General features: G+C 67.7%; 22 protein-coding genes. 12 read left to right on the top strand and 10 right to left on the bottom strand.

The features are described from left to right. The first annotated feature begins 12 nt into the window (after nucleotides 1-12). Complete coding sequence (locus tag NR810_RS41590) at nucleotides 13-645, top strand: SGNH/GDSL hydrolase family protein (RefSeq protein ID WP_257460822.1); 633 nt, start codon at nucleotides 13-15, stop codon at nucleotides 643-645. Here the strand turns inward: NR810_RS41590 and NR810_RS41585 are convergent, their stop codons facing one another. The 3 genes from NR810_RS41585 to NR810_RS41575 all read right to left on the bottom strand — a co-directional run bounded on the left by NR810_RS41585 (nucleotide 646) and on the right by NR810_RS41575 (nucleotide 4,655). After that, nucleotides 646-2,583: a LysM peptidoglycan-binding domain-containing protein gene (locus NR810_RS41585; RefSeq protein ID WP_257460820.1), complete on the bottom strand. Its 1,938-nt coding sequence runs from the start codon at nucleotides 2,581-2,583 to the stop codon at nucleotides 646-648. 151 nt (nucleotides 2,584-2,734) lie between these two features. Next, nucleotides 2,735-4,267, bottom strand: a complete 1,533-nt coding sequence (locus NR810_RS41580; RefSeq protein WP_257460818.1) for a multiheme c-type cytochrome — start codon at nucleotides 4,265-4,267, stop codon at nucleotides 2,735-2,737. Between the two features lie 4 nt (nucleotides 4,268-4,271). Then, nucleotides 4,272-4,655, bottom strand: coding sequence for a response regulator (locus tag NR810_RS41575; RefSeq protein ID WP_203402501.1), 384 nt, complete (start codon nucleotides 4,653-4,655; stop codon nucleotides 4,272-4,274). Nucleotides 4,656-4,829: 174 nt separating this feature from the next. Between NR810_RS41575 and NR810_RS41570 the strand changes: the two genes are divergently transcribed. From NR810_RS41570 to NR810_RS41545, 6 genes are all read left to right on the top strand, one after another. Further along, the gene (locus tag NR810_RS41570; protein ID WP_257460813.1) at nucleotides 4,830-6,461 is read left to right on the top strand and encodes a mechanosensitive ion channel family protein; all 1,632 of its coding nucleotides are present in this window, start codon (nucleotides 4,830-4,832) and stop codon (nucleotides 6,459-6,461) included. 171 nt (nucleotides 6,462-6,632) lie between these two features. After that, nucleotides 6,633-7,388: a ZIP family metal transporter gene (locus NR810_RS41565; RefSeq protein ID WP_257460812.1), complete on the top strand. Its 756-nt coding sequence runs from the start codon at nucleotides 6,633-6,635 to the stop codon at nucleotides 7,386-7,388. Between the two features lie 141 nt (nucleotides 7,389-7,529). Then, nucleotides 7,530-7,934, top strand: a complete 405-nt coding sequence (locus tag NR810_RS41560) for a CBS domain-containing protein (protein WP_257460810.1) — start codon at nucleotides 7,530-7,532, stop codon at nucleotides 7,932-7,934. A 72-nt stretch (nucleotides 7,935-8,006) separates the two neighbouring features. Beyond that, nucleotides 8,007-8,789: a class I SAM-dependent methyltransferase gene (locus tag NR810_RS41555; RefSeq protein ID WP_257460809.1), complete on the top strand. Its 783-nt coding sequence runs from the start codon at nucleotides 8,007-8,009 to the stop codon at nucleotides 8,787-8,789. Nucleotides 8,790-8,794: 5 nt separating this feature from the next. Beyond that, the gene (locus NR810_RS41550; protein WP_257460808.1) at nucleotides 8,795-9,520 is read left to right on the top strand and encodes a DNA alkylation repair protein; all 726 of its coding nucleotides are present in this window, start codon (nucleotides 8,795-8,797) and stop codon (nucleotides 9,518-9,520) included. A 57-nt stretch (nucleotides 9,521-9,577) separates the two neighbouring features. Further along, complete coding sequence (locus tag NR810_RS41545; RefSeq protein WP_257460807.1) at nucleotides 9,578-10,312, top strand: alpha/beta fold hydrolase; 735 nt, start codon at nucleotides 9,578-9,580, stop codon at nucleotides 10,310-10,312. Nucleotides 10,313-10,392: 80 nt separating this feature from the next. Here the strand turns inward: NR810_RS41545 and NR810_RS41540 are convergent, their stop codons facing one another. From NR810_RS41540 to NR810_RS41515, 6 genes are all read right to left on the bottom strand, one after another. Further along, nucleotides 10,393-11,175 carry a nucleotidyltransferase domain-containing protein gene (locus NR810_RS41540; protein ID WP_257460806.1) on the bottom strand — a complete coding sequence of 261 codons (783 nt, stop codon included), beginning with the start codon at nucleotides 11,173-11,175 and terminating at the stop codon, nucleotides 10,393-10,395. After that, nucleotides 11,172-12,476, bottom strand: a complete 1,305-nt coding sequence (locus tag NR810_RS41535; protein WP_257460804.1) for a nucleotidyltransferase domain-containing protein — start codon at nucleotides 12,474-12,476, stop codon at nucleotides 11,172-11,174. Before NR810_RS41535 ends, NR810_RS41540 begins: the two co-directional genes overlap by 4 nt. A gap of 81 nt (nucleotides 12,477-12,557) precedes the next feature. Next, entirely contained in the window at nucleotides 12,558-12,989 is a 432-nt protein-coding gene (locus NR810_RS41530) for a hypothetical protein (RefSeq protein WP_257460801.1), read from the bottom strand. Between the two features lie 128 nt (nucleotides 12,990-13,117). Next, a complete protein-coding gene (locus NR810_RS41525) occupies nucleotides 13,118-13,609 on the bottom strand; it encodes a serine/threonine protein kinase (RefSeq protein WP_257460799.1) in 492 nt (163 codons plus the stop codon). Between the two features lie 14 nt (nucleotides 13,610-13,623). After that, nucleotides 13,624-14,541 carry a DUF2381 family protein gene (locus NR810_RS41520; protein ID WP_257460797.1) on the bottom strand — a complete coding sequence of 306 codons (918 nt, stop codon included), beginning with the start codon at nucleotides 14,539-14,541 and terminating at the stop codon, nucleotides 13,624-13,626. 167 nt (nucleotides 14,542-14,708) lie between these two features. Next, on the bottom strand, nucleotides 14,709-14,876 hold the full coding sequence (locus tag NR810_RS41515; protein ID WP_257460795.1) for a hypothetical protein: 168 nt from the start codon (nucleotides 14,874-14,876) through the stop codon (nucleotides 14,709-14,711). A 484-nt stretch (nucleotides 14,877-15,360) separates the two neighbouring features. Between NR810_RS41515 and NR810_RS41510 the strand changes: the two genes are divergently transcribed. The 4 genes from NR810_RS41510 (at nucleotide 15,361) to NR810_RS41495 (ending at nucleotide 18,724) form a co-directional block, all read left to right on the top strand. Beyond that, nucleotides 15,361-15,489 (top strand): hypothetical protein, encoded by a 129-nt coding sequence (locus NR810_RS41510; protein ID WP_257460793.1) that lies wholly within the window; start codon nucleotides 15,361-15,363, stop codon nucleotides 15,487-15,489. 179 nt (nucleotides 15,490-15,668) lie between these two features. Further along, a complete protein-coding gene (gene sitA5 / locus NR810_RS41505) occupies nucleotides 15,669-17,327 on the top strand; it encodes a SitA5 family polymorphic toxin (protein ID WP_257460790.1) in 1,659 nt (552 codons plus the stop codon). An 11-nt stretch (nucleotides 17,328-17,338) separates the two neighbouring features. After that, on the top strand, nucleotides 17,339-17,971 hold the full coding sequence (locus tag NR810_RS41500; RefSeq protein WP_257460788.1) for a hypothetical protein: 633 nt from the start codon (nucleotides 17,339-17,341) through the stop codon (nucleotides 17,969-17,971). Between the two features lie 102 nt (nucleotides 17,972-18,073). Further along, nucleotides 18,074-18,724, top strand: coding sequence for a hypothetical protein (locus tag NR810_RS41495; protein WP_257460786.1), 651 nt, complete (start codon nucleotides 18,074-18,076; stop codon nucleotides 18,722-18,724). Nucleotides 18,725-18,778: 54 nt separating this feature from the next. Here the strand turns inward: NR810_RS41495 and NR810_RS41490 are convergent, their stop codons facing one another. Further along, on the bottom strand, nucleotides 18,779-19,576 hold the full coding sequence (locus tag NR810_RS41490) for an alpha/beta fold hydrolase (protein WP_257460784.1): 798 nt from the start codon (nucleotides 19,574-19,576) through the stop codon (nucleotides 18,779-18,781). Nucleotides 19,577-19,866: 290 nt separating this feature from the next. Between NR810_RS41490 and NR810_RS41485 the strand changes: the two genes are divergently transcribed. Continuing rightward, on the top strand, nucleotides 19,867-20,856 hold the full coding sequence (locus NR810_RS41485; protein ID WP_257460782.1) for an AAA family ATPase: 990 nt from the start codon (nucleotides 19,867-19,869) through the stop codon (nucleotides 20,854-20,856). The last annotated feature ends 14 nt before the right edge of the window (nucleotides 20,857-20,870 follow it).

Here is a 20,870-nt window from a genome sequence, read left to right as displayed (position 1 = left end):
GGTGAGGCGCTCGTGAAACACATCGTGCTCCTGGGCGATTCGATCTTCGACAACGGCGCGTACGTGTCGGGAGGGCCCGACGTCATCCAGCAGCTGCGCGAGCGGCTGCCCGCTGGTTGGCAGGCGACGCTGCGGGCCGTCGACGGCAGCGTGACGAGCGGCGTCAAGGGGCAGCTCCACCGGCTTCCCAAGGACGCGAGCCACCTCGTCATCAGCGTCGGGGGCAACGATGCCCTGGGCCAGTCGAGCGTCCTGGAGCGCGGAGCGAGATCCGTGGCCGACGCGGTCGGCAAGCTCGCCGACATCCAGGAGGAGTTCGGGCGGAGCTACCAGGCGATGCTCGACCACGTGCTGGCCCTGGGTCTGCCCACGGCCGTCTGCACCATCTATGACGCGAACTATCCGGATGCCGGGCGGCAGCGGCTGGTCGTCACGGCGCTGTCGGTCTTCAACGACTGCATCACCCGCGAGGCCTTCGCCCGGGGTCTGCCGCTGGTCGATCTCCGGCTGATCTGCGACAGGGCGGAGGACTACGCCAACCCCATCGAGCCTTCCGTGCGCGGCGGGGAGAAGATCTCCGCGGCCATCCTCCGGCTCGTCACGGAGCACGACTTCTCCCGGCGCCGCGCCGGGGTCTTCACGTGACTACGGCGCCTTGACCACGAGCCGCAGGCCGGTGGGCAGGCGGGTGGTGTCCTTGATGTTGTTCCAGCGCTTGATGTCCTCGACGGTGACGCCGTAGCGCTGGGCGACGCTCCAGATGGACTCACCGGCGGCCAGCTCGTGCACGGTGCCGGGGCGGCCCGCGTTGCCGGCCGGTGCGCGCTGGGCGATGACCGTGCCCGCGCGCTCCTCCACCTGCTTGGGCGCGTTGTCCGGATACACGTACAGCACCGAGCCCACCTTGAGCGCCCGCTTGCTGGTGCGCGCCGACAGGTTGTTCCACTTGCGGATGTCCTCCGCGTTTACCTGGAAGCGCTGGGCGATGGCCCACAGGCTGTCACCCGACTGCACGCCGTAGGTGACGCGCTTGCGGCCGTTGATGACCTCCGTCTTGATGGGGCCCGTCGCCACCGGACCGCGAGGCGTGCCCGCCGGCACCTCGTCCTCGGGGCGCAGCACCGTCACGCCGCTGCTGCGCGCCTGCGCCACCTTGCGCGCCAGCGCGCTGTTCTGCCCCGAGCCCTCGCCACCTCCGCGCCCGTTCGGCACCGGGATGACCAGCTCCGCGTTGAGCCGGAGCGTCTTCACGCTCTTGAGCCGGTTCATCTGCAGGATGGCCTCGGCCGCGCTGCCATACTTGAGGGCGATCTGCGACAGCGTGTCGCCCTTCTTCACCTTGTGGACGCGGAAGGTGAGCCGCTCCTTGGGGGCGATGCGGGCGAAGTTCTCCGCGAAGCGCTCCGCCGAGCCCTTGGGCAGCCGCAGGGTGTAGGGGTTCTTCGCGCTCGCCGGAGGGGTGCACCAGCGCCGCAGCTCGGGGTTGAGCTCCTGCACCTCCTTCACGTCCACGCCGGCCGCCCGGGCGATGACGTCCAGGTCGGTGGCGTCGTTGATCTTCACCTCGTCGAAGGAGAGGGGCGGCTCGTAGGCGAAGTCCTTCTCGTCGAAGCCGAAGGCGGTGGGGTGCTTGGAGATGAGCGCCGCGGCGATGAGCTTGGGCACGTAGTGCCGCGTCTCCAGCGCCAGCCCCTTCTCCTCGGGGGCGGAGATGACCCAGAAGTCCTTCGTGCCCAGGCGCTCCACCAGCCTGCGCACCCGGCCGCTGCCCGTGTTGTAGCCCGCCCACGCCAGGTACCAGTGGCCCAGCTCGTTGTGGAGATCCTTCAGGTAGCGCGCGGCGGCCTTGGTGGCCTTGATGGGATCCCTCCGCTCGTCCACCCAGAAGTCCTGGTGCAGCCCGTACTGGCGGCCGGTGCTGGCGATGAACTGCCAGGGCCCCGAGGCGTGTGCCCACGAGTAGGCGTTGGTGGAGAAGCCGCTCTCGATCATCGCCAGGTACACCGTGTCGCGAGGCAGCCCGTTGGCCTCGAGGATGGGCTGCATCACCGGCAGGTAGCGGGTGGAGCGCTCCATCCACTTGCGGAACCACTTGCGGCCCGGGCCCTGGAAGAACTGGATGTACTGGGCCACCAGCGGCTGCATCTCCACGGGGATGTCGTACTTGCCCTGGATGCGCGAGACGTCGAAGCTGGCCAGGTCGGTGATGAGGGCCAGCTCGCCCTCGGCCTCGTCCTCGCGGAAGGTGGGCTCCTCCAGCGCGTCCAGCATGCGCTGGCGCAGCGGGTTGGCCAGGCCCAGGCGGCGCAGCGACTGGAGCACCTCGGCGTTGGGACGGGCGCCCGGATCCAACGTGGCACCCTCCAGGGCCCGCATCTCCTCGAGCTCGGTGGACTCGGGCTCCACCTCCTCCGCCGAGTCCTCCTCGGGCGTGGCCTCGGGCTCCTCGGCGGAGCCCAGCAGCAGCTGCTTGTCCTCCGTGCCGAGCACCCTCATGCCGGGAGGCGCTGGGGGCATCGTCAGCGCGTCCTTGGAAGTCGGGACCGAGGTGAGGACCAGGAGGAGCAGGCTGAAGTGCGGCATGGTCACCTGGGATTCGGCTGCCGGAAGGACCGGGCGAGTGGTTTGAAGGTCAAGTATTCGACGTTTCGCGCGAACCTGGAACAAGCATCCGGACGGGCCATTCTCTCTCCGGACGGTCCAAACGGGAAGAAACGCACCCCGTGGATGTGTTCTAGGGCTTCCGCTTCACTTCCTGTGGCTGGCCATGACCGGGGCCGAGGATCCTCGGCACGTAGGTGGCGAAGTCGAAGTGGGGGGAGTTCTCCCGGTTGTGGCAGGTGACGCAGACGGCCTGGCCGGGGCGGGCGGTGATGTTGTCGGAGGAGGGGTCCTCGACGTGGAGCGAGCCCGGGCCGTGGCAGCTCTCGCAGCCCACGTTCTCGCGGCCGGCCATCTTGTCCAGGCGGCACACGCCGCCGGGCTGCTCCCAGCCGGTGACATGACAGCCGGTGCAGTTGAGGTGGTACTGCTTGCCCACCTCCACCAGCGTCTCGATGGCCCGGTGGTGCTTGGAGGCCTCCCACACCGGGAAGGTCTCCTTGTGGCAGTCGGCGCAGGCGGCGCTGCCCACGAAGGCGGCCTGGCCCTTCTCGGGGGCGGGGCAGTCCTGGCCGTGGGCCTTGGCCCACTCCAGGTTCATCTTCCCCACGTCCGCGTCATAGGCGTTCACCACCGCCACGGCCTCGGGGCTCGAGGCGAGGTTGGACTCCAGGGGGACGAAGCGGACGGAGAAGGAGTCCGTGTCGCCCGTGGCCGTCACCGGCGCGGTGAGGAGGGCCTGACGGCGCGCCACCAGCTCCTCGCGCTTCTGCTGCTTGAGGCTCTTGAGCTCGGGAGCGATGCCGGGGAGGTTGATCTCCTTGTCCAGCAGCGCCATGCGCCGGTCGATGGAGGCGGCCTCGCGCTCGGTGTCCTCGGCCGTCTTCTGCGGGGTGAAGGGGCCCGGCTTCGCGCCGTAGGCCAGGTCCACGCGCAGCAGCGAGCGGCCCTTGCTCTGCAGCCCGACGACGGGCACCGCGTCACGGGTCAGCTTGTTCTGTTCGCCGTCGAACTCGGAGGCGGTGTGGGTGGCGAGCACCAGGTCCACGCCCGGCTCCGGGGTGGCGGCGGCCCGCTGGGCCTCCTCGAGGGTGCCGTGGAAGAGGCCCACGACGAAGTCGGCGCCCTGGGCACGAGCCTTGGCGCTGGCCTGTTTCAGCCCGGCGGCGTCCGAGGCGCTCACCACGCCCACCTCGCGCTTGCCGGCGGGGAGCACCTTCACCCCGCCGGGCTCCAGCTCGGGCAGACCCAGGCCGCGGCGGAAGTCGGCGCCCCGCGTGTCGTCCAGCTCGCCCACCGCGCGCACCACCAGGCCCATGCGCTTCATGGACTCGGCGAGCGCCCGGGCCTTGCGCTCCTCCTGGGGCACCTGGTCCGGCTTGAGGGTGGGGGAGCCGAAGAGGCTGTCACCGCCGTCCACGTAGAGGACGGGCAGGGCGCCCTTGCGTGCTTCTTGAATCTGGAAGGCCGCGCGGGCGATGCCGCCGCGCATGTTCTCGCTGCACCCGCAGGGTCCCAGGTAGCCGCGGGTGTCGGCGGAGAAGAAGAGGATGGCGCCGGGGGCCTGCGCCGACGCCGGGGGGGGCGTGGGCGCCGGGGCGGACTCCTTGCGCGAGCATCCCGAGAGCGCCGCCAGCAGGAACAGTCCGGGAAGGAGCCGTCTCACCGCGTCACCAGATGATGCTCTGCACCAGCTCGTCGATCTTCTCGCCCATCTTCTCGAGCCCGTTCACCTTGGAGAGGCTGCCATCGGCACCCACCTGCTCGGCCAGCTTGCTCAGCTCGTCGTCCGGGAGGCTGGAGAAGAGGATGATGGGGATGTCCTGGGTGCCGTACTCGTTCTTCAACGTCCGGCAGATGTCGGTGCCCTTGGCCTCGGGCATGTGGATGTCGGTGAGGATGAGGTCCGGCTTCCACGTCTGTAGGGTCTTCTCGAACTCCATCAACGTGGAGGTGGCGACGACCTCATAGCCGCGCGCCTCCAGCACGGCCTTCTCCATGGCGAGAGTGATCTCGCTGTCGTCGATGAGCAGGATTTTTCGCTTCTCTTGCACGGCGCCCTCTTCCTGGGGGGCTTCTTCTAGCCTACGAATCCTTATGACACCAAGGGTTTCCCGTCCCATTGGAATCCAGGGGAGGGCCATGCCGGTAGGTACCTTGCATGACGGGCGGGCTACCGGCACATAGGTGTTGCCGGATGGGTCAGGGAGGCGCAGTAAGAGGCGCCCATGCGTCGCGCTCTGACCGGACTGTGCGTGCTGCTGTCCCTCGTGTTCCTGCCGGAGGCCCAGGCCTTCAACGCCGGGTTGGGGGCTCCCCCGTCCACGGTGGACAGGCAGACGCCCTATACCGCCGCCAATGGTTTCTTCACCGCGGCCCAGCGGGGCGACTACCCGCTGGCCGCGCACTTCCTGGACCTGGACTACCTGCCCACGTCCGAGCAGAAGAAGGAAGGGGCCCGCCTGGCCTGGCGCCTGCGGCTCATCCTGGACGACAAGCTGGAGCCGGAGCTGCTCGACCACCTGAGCAAGGAGCCGGACGGAGACCCGGAGGATGGCCGCTTCGAGAAGCTCACCGTCCTGACGGTGGGCAAGAACCGCTACCCCATCCAGCTGTCGCGCGTGACGATCGACGAAGGTGCGCGGGTGTGGGTGTTCAGCCAGTCGACGGTGAAGGCGATCGACGCCATCTACGACTCGTACGAGCCGGAGGTGCTGGGGGTGCCGGTGCCGCCGGTGCTCTTCGAGCGGGTGGTGTTGGGGCTGGAGCCGTGGCGGTGGCTGGGCCTGTTGATGACGGTGGTGCTGGCGGGGCTGCTGGGAGCGGTGTTGGAGCGGCTGACGCTGGGGCTGATGGCGAGGCTGGCGAGCTGGACACGGGTGACGTGGGATGACGCGCTGGTGCCGGCGGGCCAGGGGCCGCTGAAGCTGCTGTACTTCGCGCTGTTGGGGGCGCTGGGGACGGCGCTGTTGCAACTGCCGCCCACGGCCCAGTTCGTGGCGACCCACCTGGTCACCTCGTTCATCATCGTGGCGGTGGCGTGGTTCGTGCTGCGCTTCCTGCGGGTGATGTCGCAGTTCGTGCAGCAGACGGTGACGAAGGATCCGAAGGACGCCGCGAGGGCCCGAGGGCTGCACACGCAGCTGGTGGTGCTGCGGAGCGTGTTCGAGGCGGCGACCTACATCATCTCGGCGGCGCTGCTGCTCATGCAGTTCGAGACGGTGCGCAACGTAGGAGTGTCGCTGCTGGCCTCGGCGGGTATCGCGGGCCTGGTCATCGGTCTGGCGGCGCAGAAGTCCATCTCGTCGCTGCTGGCGGGCATCCAGCTGTCGATCACCCAGCCGATCCGGATCGGGGATCAGGTGGTGGTGGAGAACGAGTTCGGCACGGTGGAGGAGATCACCCTGACGTACGTGGTGGTGAAGGTGTGGGACGAGCGGAGGCTGGTGGTGCCCATCGCGCAGTTCCTGGACAAGACGTTCCAGAACTGGAGCAAGGGAGGGCCGAGCATGCTGGGCCCGGTGCAACTGCTGGTGGACTTCACGGCGGACATGGAGGCGTTGAGGGCGGAGCTGAGGCGCATCCTGGAGAACGAGGGCAAGGCGTTGTGGGATGGGCGGGTGGGCAACGTGGTGGTGGAGGATGTGCTGGACCGGACGTTGAAGGTGCGGGTGCTGGTCAGCGGACCGCCAGGGGTCCTGTTCGATCTGAGGGCGCTGGTGAGGGAGAAGATGATGGTGTACCTGCGAGCGAAGCCCGAGTGGCTGCCCACCACCCGGACCGAGCCCCGGCAGACGGTGGCGCCGACACCCGTAGGGGAGCAGGCACAGGCCGCGCCGCCCGCCACTCCGAGGGCCTGATCTCCCTCTCCCTCCGGGAGAGGGCCGGGGTGAGGGTATCTCGTTGCCCGGGTTGAACCCGGAGTATGCCCCCTCTCCCTCTGGGAGAGGGCTGGGGTGAGGGTCTTCGCGGTCCGAGAAGACCCGGTCCCCTACACCCGAAGAGATTCTGTGCTAGGTGTCGGGCCCCCCATGCCTTTCGCGGTAGCCCTCTCCTCCTATTCACTGGTCATCCTGCTGGGCGCGGTCGTGGGAGCGCTGGTGGTGGTGCTCACGCGGGCGCCGACGAAGCTGGTGACGTTCCTGGCGTTCGCGGCGGGGGTGATGTTCGGGGCGGCGTTCTTCCACATGCTGCCGGAGGCGTACCACGGGGGAGGCTTCTGGGCGTTCGCGCTGGTGCCGGCGGGGTTCGTCTTCCTGCTGGTGCTGGAGCGGTACGTGTTGACGCACGCGTGCGAGGAGCCGCCGGGGTGCGCGGAGCACTTGCACGGGAGGACGCTGGGGCTGACGGCGTTCCTGGGGCTGTCGGCGCACACGCTGTTCGACGGAATCGCGCTGGGCTCGGCGGTGAAGGAGGGGGTGGGGCTGATGGCGTTGCTGGCCATCACGTCGCACAAGGTGCCCTCGTCGCTGTCGCTGGCGTCCATCCTCAAGGCGGAGGGGAAGAGCACGCGGAGCATCCTGGGCCTGTCGGTGGTGTACGGGCTGATGGTGCCGGTGGGGGCGGTGCTGTACATCGCCTTCGACGCGGTGCTGCGCTTCGAGGCGTTGGCGCCGAGGGCGCTGGCGTTCTCGGCGGGCAGCTTCCTGTACGTGTCGGTGTCGGACCTGCTGCCGTACGTGAACCGGCACGGGAAGGACAACCGGGGGCGCAACCTGGTGGCGCTGGCGGCGGGCCTGCTGCTGATGTTGGCGTTGGCACAGGTGACGGAATTACCCGGACACTGAGCGCACGCCGGAGGTCCTGCCGGGCGGACGGCCATGGTATGAGCGGCCGGAACGAGCAGCGCTGGCCGGCTCGGATGCCCCGCGGGTGCATGGGGCGCCGCGAAGGTCCACCCTGTTCGAGGGCGCCACTGGGAGGACACCATGCTGACCGTCGAGGAACTGATGACGCGGGATCTGGTCACCCTGAAGGAGGACGACGACGTCGTCCGGGGGGATGACCTGCTGGCCGAGTACGACATCCGTCACCTTCCGGTGGTGAAGGACGGGAGGCTCGTGGGGCTGGTGAGCCACCGGGATTTGATTCGCGCGCTGGCCCGGCATGAGCGGGCACCGGGAACGCCGCCCCAGCAGGTGCGGGACATCATGACGCGCTCGGTGGAGACGCTGAAGCCGCGGAGCTCGGTGCGCGAGGCCATCCACAAGATGCTGGACCACAAGTTCGGGTGCGTGCCGGTGGTGGAGGATGGAGACCGGCTGGTGGGCATCCTCACGGAGACGGACCTCATCCGGCTCGCCGGGAAGCTGTTGGATCGGGAAGAGCGGTAGCGTCCCCGGCTTGATTTTCGGCGGGCAGGGCCGAGGATGCGCGCCGCCGCGAGAGCGCGGCACCCCGGCCCCATGGAACGACGCTCCGACTGGTACGACCACCCCGAGTATTACGAGGCCATCTTCGGTACGGACACCGAGCGGGAGCTGGACTTCCTGCTGGAGGTGAACCGGCGCTACGGGACGGGAGGCAAGAGGCTGCTCGAGCCGGCGTGCGGAGCGGGCCGGCTGGTGGCGGAGGCGGCGCGCCGGGGCCTTCAGGTGGTGGGCTACGACATCTCCGAGAAGATGCTGGAGCACGCGCGCCAGCGGCTGACGCCGGCCGAGCGCCGGAGGGTGCGGCTCTACCCGTCACGCATGGAGAGCTTCTTCCGGCCGGAGCTGGAGGGGAGGGTGGACCTGGCGTTCAACCTGGTGTCCACGTTCCGTTACCTCGACAGCGAGAAGGCGGCGCTGGAGCACCTGGAGGGGACGCGGCGGCTGTTGCATCCCGAGGGCCTGTACGTGCTCGGCTTCCACCTCACGGACTACGGACGGAGGAAGGCGGAGCACGAGCGCTGGGTGGAGAAGCTGGGGAAGGACACGGTGGTGTGCAACACGCACGAGGGCCTGCCGGACCGGCGCCTGAGACGCTCGGCCATGCGCAACCGGCTGCGGATCACCGGGCCGGGGAAGGACCTGCTCATCGAGACGCACTGGTACTTCCGCACGTATGACCTGGCGCAGGCGCGGCGCCTCTTCCGGCGGGCGGGGCTCCAGGTGCTGGAGGTCTTCGACTTCGACTACCAGGTGGAGGCACCGCGGAAGCGAGGGGAGATCCGTCTCGACAGCATTTTCGTCCTCCGGCCCGCGTGACGGACATGTCCCTGGAAACCCTCCTCGACGAGCTGGCGCGGGCGGCAGATCCGGAGAAGGCGGCCTTCCTTCCGAGGTTCTTCAAGACGGGCCCTGGGGAGTACGGGGAAGGGGACGTGTTCCTCGGAGTGACGGTGCCGGAGCAGCGGCGCATCGCTCGCCGCCACAAGGACCTGTCCCTGGAGCAGGTGGGTCAACTGTTGAGGAGCGAGGTGCACGAGCACCGGTTCACCGGCTTCATCATCCTCGTGGCGCGGTTCGGGAGGGCGGACGAGGCCGGACGCGGGCGCCTCTTCGAATTCTGCCGGGAGCACCTGTCCAGGCTGAACAACTGGGACCTGGTGGACACGGTGGCGCCCCCGCTCATCGGCGCGTACCTGCTCGAGCATCCCGAGCTGAAACCGCTGCTCTACGACTGGGCGCGCTCACGGGTGTTGTGGGAGCGGCGAATCGCCATCATGTCGACGCTGGCGTTCATCCGCGCGGGGGACTTCACGGACACGCTGAAGCTGGCCGGCATGCTGCTGCACGACCCGCACGACCTGATGCACAAGGCGGTGGGCTGGATGCTGCGCGAGGTAGGCAACAGGGACCGGACAGTGGAGGAAACCTTCCTCGACCGACATGCGTGGGAGATGCCGAGGACGATGCTGCGCTATGCCATTGAAAAATTCAGTCCAGCGCGGCGTGAACACTACCTGAAAATCCGATCCTCGCGGCCGGTTGCATGAGAGCCATTTCCAGCGGTTGAATGTCTGTGTTCACACTTGGTGAACATGGAGGTTCTCATGAGCAAGAGACGTCCGTCGTTGGTGCTCTTCCTTCCCGCTGTCGGTGGTGACTCGACGTTCTGGGAGCCGCAGGTGGAAGCGCTCCGGGGAACCTGCTCACCACTGCCGATCGATCTGGTGCGGAGCGCCTCGCGAGTCTCGATGGCGGGTTTCGCCGAGGACGCGATGCGCGCCATTGTCGCGACGGGCCACGAGGACGCGCACCTGGTGGGCCACTCCATGGGGGGAGTGGTGGCGCTCGAGCTGTACCGACGCTACCCGGAGCGGGTGCGCTCGTTGACGCTGGCCAACACGTGGACCTTCCAGCCCGAGGGAGCGGCGCGCAGCCAATGGGTCGAGGAGATGCTCGGGAAGATGACGCTGGCCGAGTTCTCGCGGATGAACATGCCGGGTCTGTTCGCGCCGGAGACGCGGCAGGACATCATCGAGCGGGCGGTGTCGGTGGAGAGCCGGAAGGAGCGGGAGGCGTACCTGGCCTGCTGGCGCGAGATGATGAAGGTGGATCTGCGCCCGGTTGTCCCGAGCATTCGGGTCCCCGTGCTGCTGGTAGGGGGAGAGAAGGACCGGCTGACGCCGACGCGCCCGCTGCTCACGGGCATCCAGAAGGCGCTGCCCTCGGCGAGACTGGTGGACCTGCCGGGAGCCTCACACTTCTCGAACCTGGACCGTCCGGAGGCCTTCACGAAGGCGTTGCGAGAGCACCTGGACGTAGCCGACACCCAGGGCCCGTAGATCCGCGCACCCACTTCCCCTCTCCCTCTGGGAGAGGGACGGGGTGAGGGTATCCAACCCCGTCCTCCCACCCGTCTATCTCAGAACCGGGAGCGACGGACCTCGAGCAACCACGCTTCCAGGTCCGCGGTACCCTCGGGCTCCTCCGGGAGCACGGAGCTCGCACACGCGGCATCGAGGCGTTCGAAGGCGCGGCCCACCTGACCGCGCCAGTGCTCGGAGAGCGCGTCGGGCAACTCACTGCGTTCGCCACGCCGCTTCCACGCGACGAGTTCGCCCGCTTGACCAAAGCCATACCGGTCCATCAACGCAGTGAGGTCCGTCTCCACCTCACGAGTCAGCAGCGCATGAGTACCCGTGAGCGTGGTGCGCAGCACATAGAGGAGCTTCTTGGTGGAGAGGAAGCCCGTCTTCTCCCACTCGCGCAGCTGGCTGGTGGCGAAGCCGCGGTAGTGGCGGTGGAGGCGGCGCGACAGTACCTGCCGCACGAGGGGACGCAGGGCCTCCAGCTCGGGCGAGCCGCGCAGGACATGAGCCCCGAGCAGCCGCTCGATGTAATTCCCATTGCCCTGAAGCACGCCTTGCAGCACGGGGCCGAGCTCGTTGGACGAGTAGTCCACCTCGACGCCGTCCAGCACCTCCAGACGCTCGGCGGGTGTGGGGCCACGCGGGTCCAACCGGAGCAGCTCCGAGGTGGAGGCGACATGGACGCACTTGAGGTCCAGATCGCTATCGGGAGAGGGAAAGCCATACGCGTGCGCGCCCGAGAGGGACACGACGAGGTGCCATCGGCGGGTGGCCTCTTCGTCGAGCACGCGGTTGGCCACGCGCAGTTGGTGCTCCGTCATCAGGTGGTCCGTCATGACTGCTCCTCCGTCCATTCGACGGCCGGCGGCGCGGGAGCGTCGCGGCCGAGAGGCCCGGGCTCGCGCATGACCCACCGGCGCGCGAGCTCCTCGCCCACGCGCCTCAGCAGCCTGTCCGCGCGTCCGTAATCAGGGAACTGCGGCAGCCGGCTGGTGCGGTGGGCCTCTTCCAGCTCGGGTGCGAGGGCCTCGGCGTCGCGCAGCACCTCCTCCAGCGGGACGTGCCCGGCCTTGATGTCGAGCATGCGAGCCTTGTGGTGTCCGGAGACCTCGAAGGTGGGGACACCGTCGCGCAACCACCCGGTGGCGAGCACCACCAGGCGCAGCAGGTTGTAGGCGTTCTTCGGGCGCAGCTCGCGAGCGCTCGGGGGACGGCCGCCACCACTGCGCGCGTAGCGGGTGAGGGCGGCGAAGTCGTTGGCCTCGATGAGGCCCTGGTCCGAGAGCGAGCGGTAGAGCTGCTTGAGGTACGTCTTGGCCGCGAGCAGCCCGTCCTCGGGAGTGGGGGCGGAGCGCGGGGAGATGGCGGCGAGCCTTCGGGCCACCTCGTCGAGACCTGGCGCGGGCTCCTCGCACAACCATTCGAGGACCAGGTCGCGGTGCTCGGCGAGGCGCTGGCTGCGCGTGAGCTTGTCGAGCTGGCTCATGGCGTACCGGCCGAAGCTGCCGAAGATGGCCTTGGAGACGAAGGCATCGCGCTCGGCGAGGAGCCACTCGCCGAGCGGGTCCGAGGCGCGGGCGCTGGGGACGAAGAGCATCTCGAGGGTGTTGGGGTCGGCGCGCAGGGCCTGCTCCACGGCCTTGGAGAGCTCCCAGTAGGTGTGACTGCCGTCGGCGCTGACGAGATCCCGCGGCTTGTCGGCGAGGCCGAAGTGCCAGGGGAGGGGGAGGCCGAAGACGCCGCGCAGGTCGACGTCGGAGGACTCGTTGGCGAGGCCCCAGGCCTGAGAGCCGACCACGGTCTCCACGACGACGCACGGACGGAGGGCATCCCAGGTGGCGGCGCGCCGGAGGGCGAACTGGAGCTGACCCGGCTTGCGAGGCACCAGCTCATCGCGGGCGTACCAGAGCTCGCCGACGCCGACGACCTGGACGTCGAAGCCGCCGCCACGGGCGCGCACCACGCGGCCCACGACGCCCTGGGGGATGTGCCGGTCACCGGCCACACGCTCCACGCGGGTCGTGACTTCGGTGCCGTGGGGGAGGGGGACGGAGAGCTTGTCCACCTGCTCATAACCCCGGGGGCGGGTGGTTCCCTCGGAACGGTCCTGCTCGGGTGTCTTGGGTCCGCGGGTCATGAGTGCCTCCGGGTGAAGGGGACAAGGTTCTCATGGACGTTACAGGCGCGGGCTCCTGACTGACACCCTCTCAAACCCACATCAGAATGTCGCGAGCGACAGCACCGGGCTGCGACGCGCCACCGCCTGCCGGGCGAACTTCACCATCTCCGAGAGGAATTCGCGCAGTTCCTCCGGCGCGTGGTTCTCCTGGTCGATCCGTTCCGCCCAGGCCTGGGTGAGGCCGGGCACGTCCGCGTCCTTCACACGCGCCAGCATCTGGATGAAGGGCTCCACCACGCGCGCGATGATCAACCCGTCTTCCTCCCGGAAGATGAGCGGATCCTCCAGGGTGCGCTCGCCGGTGATGTCTTCCGTTCCCCGGAGCGCGGCGGACAGGGCCATCAGCTCCATCTCGATGAGCGGGATCTCGAGGTGCGTCCAGTCCTCCGGGGAGTGCTCCTCGGTCGTGACGATCGACTCGAGCGCCTCCACCTCTTCTTTTTTCGCGATGAACCAGGTCGTGATCTGCATGAAGGGGCTCCATGTTTTGTCCGGCACGACCCTATCACCGCATGACCTCTTGAGTAGAACTCTTTATGCTGTCCTCCCAGGACAGTTGCCCTCATGTCCTGGGGTGTGGAGAGGGTGTCTGTCACCCGCTAGCGGAACGAGTCGACGACGTAGACCCCCGCGACCGAGAACTCGACGATGGCCATGCCCGGCACGGACCCGGGCAGCTTTTTGAGCTGGCCTTTCGCGAGCCGGGCCACCGCGCAGATGGGGATCTTGTCACCATTCGGAGGGTGGGCCTCGTAATAGCGGATGACGACCTGCGGCCCCCCCGTCCAGACCTGCCCGTAAAGCCGGGTGGGCGATTCGAGCGGCCCGAGGTCATCGTTCAGCATGCTCTCAAGGGGTCCGTCGTACAGCCTGATGGGGCTGACGTCGGCCTGGTTCACGTCGAGATCCACCATGGCTCCATCGCCCACGTGCAAGCGCAGAATGCGCATTGCCTCCAGCGCCTTCGCTGGGCATTCCTGTGGTCCTGGGGTCCCGTCCGGTCGCAAGGCCACGCCGCCGGAAGTCGCGCAGCCCCAGCAGGTGCCGAGCAGGATGGCGGAGCAGAGGACGAACGCTCGATTCATGATCATGGCGACTGGATCTACTAACGCCCGATCGGCCGTTCCAGGACCACGTAAGCCTGCTGCAGCCCGTCAGACTGGAAGAGTTGGAGGACGAGTTGGTCGGTCACTTCCTCCGAGGTGAATGCACTCTTGTCGGCGACGACCGCGATACCACCCGAAGCTCCTGGGGATATCGAGTCCCGCTCCAGGCGGAGCGCGAACGGCCGCGACTGTCCCGTGTGCGGATTCACGAGGCGGGCCTCCCGAAACTTCCAGGATTCGTCTGGATTCTTGTTCGTGATGCGGAACACGACCGCGGCCTTGTGCTTGCTTCGAAAGGTTTGGAGTTCCATGTCCACCCCATCACCTTTGAGCACCCAGGAGCGCCTGGGAAGGAAAGGTGTCATCCCTACAGCGCCCTTCAATAAAAGCGCGGCGAGCGCGTGGTCTACGGAGTCCTCTTTCCGGTAGCGTTCGACTTCTTCCCTGAGTTCCCGTTCCCTTCCGAGGGAGTCATAGAGGGACGCGAGCACCGCATCCGGTGCCTTGCGGTCGCGGAACACGTTGATCTGTTGATCTCCGTCCCGGTCGGTGACGAGCTGCTTCCGTGAGGTCACGGTGAAGGGTAGCTCCGTTCCGTCCGAGAGCGTTACCAGCAGCAGCAGGCGGTCTTCAGGCTGAAGATCCAGGAGTGGCACCAGGACCACGGATTTCCCTCCAACCAGCAAGGGCTCGAAGCGACCTTCCCAGCCCAGCATCTTCGTCCGCTCCGGGTCACAGGGCTGCTCGAAGCGGAGGATGGTCGCGATGCGACCAGCGACGTACACGTTGGGCGCTTCGCTCCTTGGGTGGTCAGAGAGGTAGATGCTCCGCTCAACAGGTTCGTGTTCCTTGGCCATGGCCTCAGTGGCCACGAGGACAAGAAGCAAGGCAGACCGGAAAAGTAGGAGGTTCCGCATGGCGCGAGGTAACCTAACAAGACAGATTGCCGCGGCCAAGCTAAGATGTCGGCCTCAGTATGGAGCTCCAAACATGAGCACGGAGACGCGGTCGCGCGTTGAGGTTCGACCCGGCAGCGGCCAGTGGCCTGCCTCGATGAAGTGCGCCTGGCCTTGTGACTTCTTCTCTACGCGGCCATGTCCACCTTGAACGCGTCGAGCATCTCGCCAAGCCGGTTGGGCTCCTTGCAGACCATGAACGCCCAGGTGCCAAAACCGCCGTGGTGGTTCACGGCGCGAACCCACTTCTCGGCGGGTGAGGGACAGACCTCGAGCCCAGGGCCCGACAGCTTCACCCACCCGACAAGTCCCCTTCCCGCTCCGCTCTGGGCCGGGCACGCTCAAGGTATGTCCTGCGCCCAGGCCCTGTCGGCCCCGGAGCCGACAGGGCCTCACCGGAGGCAGCACATGCAGTCGACCCTCACGGCATGGAGTCCGACTCGTGCTCCGCGGGCCATGGCTGCTGCCCGCCCCCTGGCTGGCGGGAGCCGCTGACGGCACCGGCCGGGACCCTCGGCCTCAACGGCACGTCGACGCCGTCAGTCCCAATCTGATGCGAGTCCAACGCCAGCAGCAGCGCACCAGTTGGACCCCCAGCCATGGACCCTCATCGGCCGTGCCCTCCCCGCTCGCATGGATGATGAGGGCTCCATCACCGGGCCTGCTCCAGGCCCGCTCATCTTCATCGATGCCCATCAACCAGCCGGGCTAAATCTCCATCAACAAGCGTGTGCGGTAACAGTGCTCCGTTTGCAGGTTGCTGGGAGTGATTTGAGGTCGATGTCCTCCACGCACGCCGGCTACCGCAGCTTCGCGTTCTTCAACCGCAGGGACAGCTCGCGGTTCTCCCGCTGCATCCACTCGGCGTCCACCAGCAGCCCGACCAGCTCGGACGCACTGACGTCCTGAGTGGGAGGTACGTCCAGCCACCCTCTACGTGAACCAGCTCAAGCCCATCCCCGCTGAAGTCCACCTTTATGTCCTCCACTCCTCTCCCTACCCATTGGCTTGACGACCGCATCCGGGCTTCCGTGTACTCCGGGAAACAACCCGCGCCAGCCCCCAGCGGTTGGCGGAAGAGGTGCGGCATGTTTGCCCGTCGGAAGAGTCCCCACCAGGTGGGCCTGCTGCCGCATCGTTGCTGGATGCTGCCCGTCCTTTTGCTCCTCGCGGCATGTGCCACGGGACACCCGCCGGGCGGCATGCTGATGGGGAGCAGGCGCCCCTTGTCGCTCTCGCCCCCAGCGGCACCCAAGCAGGAGTCCTTCGCGCAGGCGGGTGTGGGCCAGGAGGGAGGGGTGCAGTACGAGGTGGTGGTGCTGGAGCCGGGCTCGGGCGCCAGCCGAGCCGTGCTGGTGAGCCGGGAAGACTTCCTGCGCGCGGTGCGGGACAACGCCCGGAGGACACAGCTTGACGGCAAGAGCCCCCGGGAGGCCGCGCGCGAGTGGCTGAAGGGACAGGTGGAGCAGCACCCGGAATGGGAGCAGAGGAGTGGGACGTGGGTGGCCGAGGTGTACAAGGGCAGCGTGCTGTCGCTGGTGCCCATGGACGAGGAGGGCGGCCTGACGACCGAGGCGAACGAGGCCGTGCGCCGCCACTACCTGGCGTGGTGCGCCCGTGGCCAGGGAGGCGGCGACTGCCTGCGCCTGCTGGACGACGCGCCCTACCTCAAGGCGGACGACCGGCGGACGCTGGCGCTCGCCCTGTCCTTTGGCTCGGTGCTGGAGGAGACGAAGCAGGCGCTGGGACGGGAGTTGGACCCGCAGGTGCTGGTGGCCTCGTGCATGTGGACGCTCGGGGCGTACCTGGCGCTCTGGCTGGTGCCCGAGCCGACGACCAAGCTGGTGGCCGCCGGGCTGTCGGTCGCGCTGGTGGCTTGGCTGGGGGTGGACACCCTGTGGGGGCTGATGGACGGCTGGGCGGCCATGGCGACCCGGGCGCACGAGGCCACCACCTTCGGCGAGCTGCGCGAGGCGGGCGAGGGCTTCGCCCGGGTGCTGGGCACGGACGCGGCGCGGGCGATGATTCTGGCGGTGGGGGCGTTGACGGGGCGCACGCTGGGGGACGTGGCGGTGCGGGTGCGCGCGCTGCCGGGCTATGGCGTGGCCAATGCGCGATGGCAGGCGCAGGGGGGGGCGGCGGTGCTGGAGCGGGTGGAAACCCTGGCGGCCCAGGAGGGCGCGCTGGCGCGGGCGGTGGCGGCGGTGGAGACGGTGGCGGCCACCTCGCACGGCCCTCTGGCGGTGGTGATGCTCAAGAAGGGGCGGGGCGGCGGGGCGTCCTCTGGAGGTGGCGCCTCGGGCACCGTCGCCATCCGTCACCGGGGAGGCAACCAGCAGGTGATTCTGCCCGATGGGCAGAGGTGGCACCTGCCTCCGGGCAAGTCCATCCACGACATCCCGGCCGAGGACGAGGTGGGTGACATGCTCCAGATGGCGGTGACCGAGGCGGCCCAACTCTGGGGGCGACACAGGCTCTCGGATAAGGAAGCCAAGGCCATCGACGACGCCCTCGAGAAGGGCGAGTATTGGCTGGCGCACCTGCTGGAGCGCGAGGCCCGGGGCCGCTTCGTGCATGCTCAGGTGAAAAAGCAGTTCGAGGGGATCCTTCGATTCCGCCACGAGGGTGTCGACGTGATTGACCCGAAAAACAATCGCCAGTACGAGATTCTCTCCGGGACGGCGTCGAATCTGGCGCGGCATGGCCGGCGTATGGCGGGCGAGTTCTTCCGGATGCTCACTTTCTGAAGGGGACTGACATGGCGTGGCTTGAGAACGTCATCTACAAGAATCAGGAGATCGAAAACGAGCGGTTGGAGCTGACTGACAAGAACTCGCTCTACTATCTCAGCACCAACCTGACGCTGCGCCACTGCACCGTCGTCCTGAAAGTTCCCGCCAGTCGCCTGATCATCAATCAAGCCCGGTTCATCGACTGCACCTTCGAAGTGAAGCAGGAGTTGAAGAACCATCAACAGTGGATAGGTGCGTCCCTGAAGGGCTGCCGGTTCAAGGGGCGGCTGTCAGGGTGTGACTTCGGGCACTGGCCAGAGTATGGGGATGGACCGGAGTACCAGATGGGAGCCATCGAGGACTGCGACTTCTCAGAAGCCCGCCTGGACGGCTGCCGCATCATGGGCTCCGACCCTGCCACGATGCGCTTTCCCAAGTGGCCCTGCTTCACCATTCTGGAGCCTGTTGGACGAGCCTCTGAGCTGAGCAGGGTCAAGTGGCCGGGCCGGTTCGGCCGTGTGGTCGTGGAGAACCTCCACAAGCGTCCATTCGCCACCAGATCCTTGACTGAATATGCTCCTACTATTGCCAGGCAGTTTGAGACCACCCCGGAAGAGATAAGAGCCGTCATCGAGCAATTCGATTTCATCGTCTATTGATGCAGCCGCGATACTTTCGGGAACGGCATTGAGATTGGCGCGGCATGGCTGGCGTATGGCGGGCGAGTTCTTCCGGATGCTCACCTTCTAGAGAAACTGCGGATGATTGCCAGAAAAGTCTTCTACGAGAACAAGCAGCTCAAGGACGAGCGGCTGGAATTGACGTACAAGGGCGCCATCTACTTCCTGGGCCGCGAGCTGACGCTGAAGAACTGCACCCTTGTGCTGAAGGTGGCCGCCAGCAACCTGTTCATCCGTGACGTCCGGTTCATCGACTGCACCTTCGAGGTGAAGCAGGAATTGAAGAACCATCAACAGTGGATAAGAGCCTCGCTGAAGGGCTGTCGGTTCAAGGGGCGCCTGTCGGGGTGCGACTTCGGGCACTGGCCAGAGTACGGGAAGGAACCGGAGTACCAGATGGGCGCCATCGAGGACTGCGACTTCACCGAGGCCCGCCTGGACGAGTGCCGCTTTCACGGGGATGACCCCCGCACCCTCCGGTTTCCCAAGTGGCCCTGCTTCACCCTCCTGGACCCTGTCCGTCGAGCCGACGAGCTCCGCAACCTCAAGTGGCCGGACCGGTTTGGCAGGTCGCTGGCATCCCTGTTGGATCAGAGTCCGGAGAAACGTATCAAGCACCCGCGCTCCACGATGGCCTTGAGCTACTACGCGCCCGCAGAGGCCAGGCGGTTGGGCATCTCGGAAGAGGCGTTCAAAGCCGCCATCGAGAAATGCGATTTCATCGTCTACTGATTCAGACGAGAGCCTCTCCGGAACGGCGTCGAACCTGGTGAGCCTTTGACCCACTCAGCGGAACCAGTCCGCAGAGAAAGAACCGTCCGTTTGCTCCAGGTGCGGACTGTGCCCGGCCGGCACCCGCACGAGCCTCGCACCCGGCATGAGCTTCAGCGCGGCCTCGGCGAGTGACACGGGCAGCACCGTGTCGTGCTCGCCCCAGAAGAGCAGCGTGGGCTGCTTCACCTCGCCCAACCGCGCGAAGCGGTGGAACACGTCTCCCGTGAGTGGCACCAGTGAGTTGAAGGCGCGCGTGGCCTCGGGTCTGCCTCCAGGCACCGTCAGCAGCTCATGGGCCAGCGCCATCAGTCGCCGGTTCACCGGACTGTCCGGCAGCGGCGCGATGCGCCCGAAGAGCTTCGGTCCCAGCACTCGCGCCACCCGCTCCGGGCCCACGCGGAAGAAGAGGCGCGCGTCCAGCCCCATCTCCGGGCCCAGCCCCATCGCGTCCACCAGGACCAGCCGCTCCACCGGCACGCGGCCCCTCAGCGCCAGTTCCAGCGACACCAACCCGCCCAGCGAGTGCCCCACCAGCGTCATCGGCCCTGGAGCCAGCGTGGACAGCACCTCCTCCACCGGCTCGACGAAGTAGCGCAGCCCGTCCTCGTCCGTCCGCAGCGGCCCCTGGGGCACCGAGGAGCTCCCAAATCCCGGCAGGTCCACCGCCAGCACCCGGTGCTTCCGGGCCAGTTCCGGGAGCAGGGGGAACCACATGCTCGCCGCGTTCCCCCGGCCGTGGAGCAGCACCACCGGAGGGCCCTCACCCCCCTCGAGGACCCGCAGGGTCCCGCCCCCCTGGAGCGGGTACATCCGGGACTCCCACCTCGGGCCCAGCTCCCCCAGCAGTTCCGCCTCCACTGGACCCGGCCCACGGGGGGCGACCAGGCCACCGTCTGCCCGGAGGCGGGGCTCCTCCACGGCAGAAGGTTGGCGTCCGGCGCCGCGATGTGGTTTGGGGTGTTCCCGCCGGTCCTTCCCGAGGCTTTCCGGGGCCATGGAGCCCCGAAATTACTGGAATGTCCGGCGAGATGCGCTGTTGAGCGGCGTACCCCATCCCCCCTAGGCTGCCCGCCTCCTCAGGGACGGTAGAGACGGCACATATGAACACGGACATCCGAGCACTTACCGAGCGCGTCCAACAGGAGAGCAGCTTCGTCGAGCTCCTCAACCAGGAGGCCGGCAAGGTCATCGTCGGCCAGCGCTACATGCTGGAGCGCATCCTCATCGGGCTCCTGTGCAACGGCCACGTCCTCCTCGAGGGCGTCCCCGGCCTCGCCAAGACGCTCACCGTGCGGACCATCGCCGACACGCTCAGCGCGTCTTTCATGCGCATCCAGTTCACCCCGGACCTGCTGCCGGCCGACGTGGTGGGCACCACCATCTACAACCAGCAGGCGGGCAACTTCTCCGTCCGCAAGGGCCCCATCTTCGCCAACATCGTGCTCGCGGACGAAATCAACCGCGCCCCGGCCAAGGTGCAGTCCGCCCTCCTGGAGGCCATGGCCGAGCGCCAGGTCACCATCGGCGACCAGTCCTTCCCGCTGCCCTCGCCCTTCCTCGTGCTGGCCACCCAGAACCCCATCGAGCAGGAGGGCACCTACCCCCTGCCCGAGGCCCAGGTGGACCGCTTCATGCTCAAGGTGCGGGTCGGCTACCCCACGCGCGAGGAGGAGAAGGTCATCATGGACCGCATGGGCGGCGGCAAGGCCCCGCAGGCCCAGAAGGTCATCGGGCTGGAGCAGCTCGTGCGCGCCCGCGAGCTCGTCCATCAGATCTACATGGACGAGAAGGTGAAGGACTACATCCTCAACGTGGTCTTCGCCACGCGCGAGCCGGGGCGCTACGGCCTCAAGGACCAGGCGGACTACATCCAGTTCGGCGCGAGCCCTCGCGCCACCATCGCGCTGAGCCAGGCGGCCCGGGCCCACGCCTTCCTGCGCCACCGGGGCTTCGTCACCCCCGAGGACGTCAAGGCCGTGGCCTTCGATGTGCTCCGCCACCGCATCGCCCTCACCTACGAGGCCGAGGCCGAGGAGCTCACCACCGAGAAGCTCATCCAGCGCGTCTTCGACCGCGTCGAAGTCCCTTAACCCGTCGCAGGAGA

Source organism: Archangium lipolyticum (assembly GCF_024623785.1).
Taxonomy (GTDB): Bacteria; Myxococcota; Myxococcia; order Myxococcales; family Myxococcaceae; genus Archangium; species Archangium lipolyticum.
The sequence above is the reverse complement of the archived record's forward strand: the minus strand, read 5'-3'. Positions and strand labels throughout refer to the sequence as shown.

Coding starts and splice junctions, on each gene's coding strand:
- NR810_RS41585 (WP_257460820.1), bottom strand. CDS start 2,583: ATGCCGCACTTCAGCCTGCTCCTCCTGGTCCTCACCTCGGTCCCGACT.
- NR810_RS41570 (WP_257460813.1), top strand. CDS start 4,830: ATGCGTCGCGCTCTGACCGGACTGTGCGTGCTGCTGTCCCTCGTGTTC.
- NR810_RS41565 (WP_257460812.1), top strand. CDS start 6,633: ATGCCTTTCGCGGTAGCCCTCTCCTCCTATTCACTGGTCATCCTGCTG.
- NR810_RS41560 (WP_257460810.1), top strand. CDS start 7,530: ATGCTGACCGTCGAGGAACTGATGACGCGGGATCTGGTCACCCTGAAG.
- NR810_RS41555 (WP_257460809.1), top strand. CDS start 8,007: ATGGAACGACGCTCCGACTGGTACGACCACCCCGAGTATTACGAGGCC.
- NR810_RS41550 (WP_257460808.1), top strand. CDS start 8,795: ATGTCCCTGGAAACCCTCCTCGACGAGCTGGCGCGGGCGGCAGATCCG.
- NR810_RS41545 (WP_257460807.1), top strand. CDS start 9,578: ATGAGCAAGAGACGTCCGTCGTTGGTGCTCTTCCTTCCCGCTGTCGGT.
- NR810_RS41540 (WP_257460806.1), bottom strand. CDS start 11,175: ATGACGGACCACCTGATGACGGAGCACCAACTGCGCGTGGCCAACCGC.
- NR810_RS41535 (WP_257460804.1), bottom strand. CDS start 12,476: ATGACCCGCGGACCCAAGACACCCGAGCAGGACCGTTCCGAGGGAACC.
- NR810_RS41530 (WP_257460801.1), bottom strand. CDS start 12,989: ATGCAGATCACGACCTGGTTCATCGCGAAAAAAGAAGAGGTGGAGGCG.
- NR810_RS41525 (WP_257460799.1), bottom strand. CDS start 13,609: ATGATCATGAATCGAGCGTTCGTCCTCTGCTCCGCCATCCTGCTCGGC.
- NR810_RS41520 (WP_257460797.1), bottom strand. CDS start 14,541: ATGCGGAACCTCCTACTTTTCCGGTCTGCCTTGCTTCTTGTCCTCGTG.
- NR810_RS41510 (WP_257460793.1), top strand. CDS start 15,361: ATGTCCTCCACGCACGCCGGCTACCGCAGCTTCGCGTTCTTCAACCGC.
- sitA5 (WP_257460790.1), top strand. CDS start 15,669: ATGTTTGCCCGTCGGAAGAGTCCCCACCAGGTGGGCCTGCTGCCGCAT.
- NR810_RS41500 (WP_257460788.1), top strand. CDS start 17,339: ATGGCGTGGCTTGAGAACGTCATCTACAAGAATCAGGAGATCGAAAAC.
- NR810_RS41495 (WP_257460786.1), top strand. CDS start 18,074: ATGATTGCCAGAAAAGTCTTCTACGAGAACAAGCAGCTCAAGGACGAG.
- NR810_RS41490 (WP_257460784.1), bottom strand. CDS start 19,576: ATGTACCCGCTCCAGGGGGGCGGGACCCTGCGGGTCCTCGAGGGGGGT.
- NR810_RS41485 (WP_257460782.1), top strand. CDS start 19,867: ATGAACACGGACATCCGAGCACTTACCGAGCGCGTCCAACAGGAGAGC.